The following is a 254-nucleotide window of genomic DNA, read 5'->3' on the forward strand; positions in this document are numbered from 1 at the left end:
TGAAGTTTCACTTTATCATCTCTGTTTCGCTGAATAAAATACTTTTGCTAGTCCATGTTAAAGAGAGGGAGGTGTCAATAATGGGAAGAGACCGACAAGAAAAGAAACTGAAAAAGAGCAAAAGAGTTGAATCGGACAGGGACCAAGCACTCCACTATGATGGAGCTACAAAAATGCAAAGCCCAGAGGAAGCTAGGGACTTAAATAATAATAAACTTTAAAAAACAAATGCGTAAGTGACTTCGGAACAATCA

1 protein-coding gene is annotated in these 254 nt (G+C 37.8%); it reads left to right on the top strand.

Annotated elements, in window-relative coordinates; translation table 11 throughout:
• Positions 1–80 precede the first annotated feature (80 nt).
• A complete protein-coding gene (locus tag V7127_RS19080; RefSeq protein WP_335354760.1) occupies positions 81–221 on the top strand; it encodes a YpzI family protein in 141 nt (46 codons plus the stop codon).
• Positions 222–254: the final 33 nt, after the last annotated feature.

It is taken from the genome of Bacillus sp. JJ1773 (assembly GCF_036962035.1).
Taxonomy (GTDB): Bacteria; Bacillota; Bacilli; order Bacillales; family Cytobacillaceae; genus Cytobacillus.